Origin of the sequence: Burkholderia sp. Ax-1720 (assembly GCF_011753035.1) — a bacterium.
GTDB classification, from domain to species: domain Bacteria; phylum Pseudomonadota; class Gammaproteobacteria; order Burkholderiales; family Burkholderiaceae; genus Burkholderia; species Burkholderia gladioli.
Genome location: NZ_VWWK01000356.1, coordinates 1 through 2,543 on the forward strand (window position 1 = coordinate 1; position 2,543 = coordinate 2,543).

The following is a 2,543-nucleotide window of genomic DNA, read 5'->3' on the forward strand; positions in this document are numbered from 1 at the left end:
CAGCGCAACACGGCCGACGAATTCGTGCCGCTGCCCTCGGCCTCGGCCGAGCTGCCGCGCGCGGCCCGAACCCATGCGCCGATGCTCGCATCGGCCACCCGCCCCGCCGCGCTCGCGCAGCGGGCCGAACCACCGTCCCGGCAGCCGGCTCCGCCGATCGCGGGCTGAGCCCGGCACGTCACCCCAAGGGATCAACCATGTACGAACCGCTCGACCCGTACGCCAAGGATTTCAACGAGATCCGCACGCTGCTCAACGCGCCGGACAGCCAGGACCGCGTCAACGCACTGCGCGCGGCGCTCGACGCGACCGCCGAGAAGATCGGCGCGACGCCGTCGACCAACGAACTCGACCGCAGCAACCTCGCGAAGCTCTATCGCGGCTTCCTCGCGACCTCGCGGGCGCTGGCGAAGCTGCAGGAGCAGCGCGCGAACGCGTCGTAACCGATTCGCGGGCGGCCCGCCGTCCTCGAACGCTGCCTGCCGCGCGGTCCGGGCCGAAAAGCCCGTCCCGACCCGGCCGGCAATGAACCGCAGTTGCAGTTCCGTAGTTTTCGCAACCAAACCTAGACACGCGAGGTACACCATGCCTTTTCCGAATGTCAGCTCGATGGTGGGCACCGCCAGCAATCTGGCCAGCACCGCCGGTAACGTGATGAACGGTGCCGCCAACACGGCCGCCGGCAGCGCGGATTCCGCATCCACGCAAGCGCAGATGCAGAGCATCAGCAACCAGATGAACCAGATGACGCTCGCCTCGGCGCAGATGCAGCTCCAGCAGAGCATGGCCGCATCGCTGGCCAACGTGATGAAAAGCGGCGCGAGCAACGTCAAAAGCGCATCGCAAGGCGGCTAATCGCGCCAACCGGCGTCGCCTCACGCGGCGCCATCGCGGCGGCCCTGCCCGGTTTCGGGCGGCCGCCTCTTTTTGTTTTCTCGATTCATCCCCGATTTACCCGAACCCTTAGCGCATCGCATGAGCTCCGACCGATATACCTGGCTGATCGAGGATCTGTGCGCCGTCATCGACCTGCCCGACGTCCAGAACGTACTGGAGACGCGCGCCATCGAAGTGGAAGGATTCGACGTACGCCTCGATTATTTCGATAACGATATCGACGCGATGTATGCGAACTTCCACTATGGAACCGTCACCGCCGGCCGCACCCTGACGATCTTCCGACTGATGCTGGAGGCGAACCTGCTGGTCTACGCCCAGGATCAGGCGCAAATGGGGATCGACACAGATACCGGGAACGTGGTACTGATACTGCGCATCCCGTTCGACAGCGGCGTGGACGGCGCGGAACTGGCGGACCTGCTCGCCCATTACGCGGAACACGGCCGCTACTGGCGGCGCAACATCATGGAATCGAGTGACGACATGTTCGACGGCATCGCATCCGGGGAGTACGTCTGGTTGCGCGCTTGACCGCCCGGCGCCGCTCGGCCGATCAACCCGAGTCTGGCGCCACGCGTAGTCCCCGATGTCGAAATCCGTCTCTCCGCGCGCGCCCATCCGGCGCCGCGTCCCGGCGCCGGCCGATACCCCGGGCGGCCGCACCATCGCCTTCTCCCGCTTCTGGCTGCTGCGCGACGCGGGCCTGCTGATCGCCGACGGCGAGATCGTCGCGATCGGCGCGCGCCCGCTCGCGATCCTGATCCTGCTGATCGACGCCAACGGCCGCGCGGTGCCGGTGGCCACGCTGCGCGACGCGATCTGGCCGGGCCTCGAGGTCGACACCAATACCGTCCAGTCTCAGATTTCCGCCCTGCGCCGCGCGCTCGGCGACGACCGCGACCTGATCGAGACCGTGCCGGGCCGCGGCTACCGCTTCGCCGGCGACCTGCGCGTGGTGGAGCGGCCCGATATCGACGGCGGCGAGCGCCTGGCGCGCGATGCCGCGCCGCCCGACGAGCTGATGGCGCTGCCCGAGGCCGAGGCCGATGCCGCCGCGCCGCGCGCGCGCGACACGCTCACCCACGCCCAGCCGCATGACCCTACCCCCTTCGTCGGCCGCCACGCCGAGCTGGCCGAGCTGCTGGCCACGGTGCCGGCGGTGCGCGCCGTCACGCTGACCGGCGCGGCCGGGATCGGCAAGACGCGCCTGGCGATCGAGGCCGCGCGCGGCCTGGCGCCGTCCTTCCCGGATGGCGTCGCCTACGTGCCGCTGGCGACGCTGTCGGCGCCCGATCGGGTGGTGCACGCGATCGCCGACGCGCTCGACGTCGACACCCGCGGCGGCGAGCTGGACGCGGCCCAACTGGCCGAAACATTGCGGGAACGGCGCTTGCTCATCGTGCTCGACCACGCCTCGCCGGTGCGCCACGCGGTGGCGCGCGTGATCGAGCACCTCACCGCCGCCACCCAGGGCGTGCACGTCCTCGCCACCGGCGACACGCCGCTGGCGGTGGGCGGCGAACGCGCGATCGCGGTGGCGCCGCTCGGCGTCTCGGCCGACACGCACCAGCCCTACGATTCCGGCAACAGCGACGCGCTGGCGCTGTTCTTCGCGGCCTTCGCGCGCCGCCAGCGCCGCGACG

General features: G+C 69.9%; 4 protein-coding genes. All 4 read left to right on the forward strand.

Annotation, left to right across the window (positions count from 1 at the left end):
* Positions 1-197 precede the first annotated feature (197 nt).
* Positions 198-443 (forward strand): hypothetical protein, encoded by a 246-nt coding sequence (locus tag F3J18_RS36600; protein WP_013689020.1) that lies wholly within the window; start codon positions 198-200, stop codon positions 441-443.
* Between the two features lie 142 nt (positions 444-585).
* Positions 586-855 (forward strand): hypothetical protein, encoded by a 270-nt coding sequence (locus tag F3J18_RS36605; RefSeq protein ID WP_043278050.1) that lies wholly within the window; start codon positions 586-588, stop codon positions 853-855.
* A gap of 120 nt (positions 856-975) precedes the next feature.
* The gene (locus tag F3J18_RS36610) at positions 976-1,431 is read left to right on the forward strand and encodes a CesT family type III secretion system chaperone (RefSeq protein ID WP_013689018.1); all 456 of its coding nucleotides are present in this window, start codon (positions 976-978) and stop codon (positions 1,429-1,431) included.
* Positions 1,432-1,486: 55 nt separating this feature from the next.
* A partial coding sequence (locus F3J18_RS36615) for a winged helix-turn-helix domain-containing protein (RefSeq protein ID WP_205195721.1) occupies positions 1,487-2,543 on the forward strand: 1,057 nt, incomplete at its 3' end.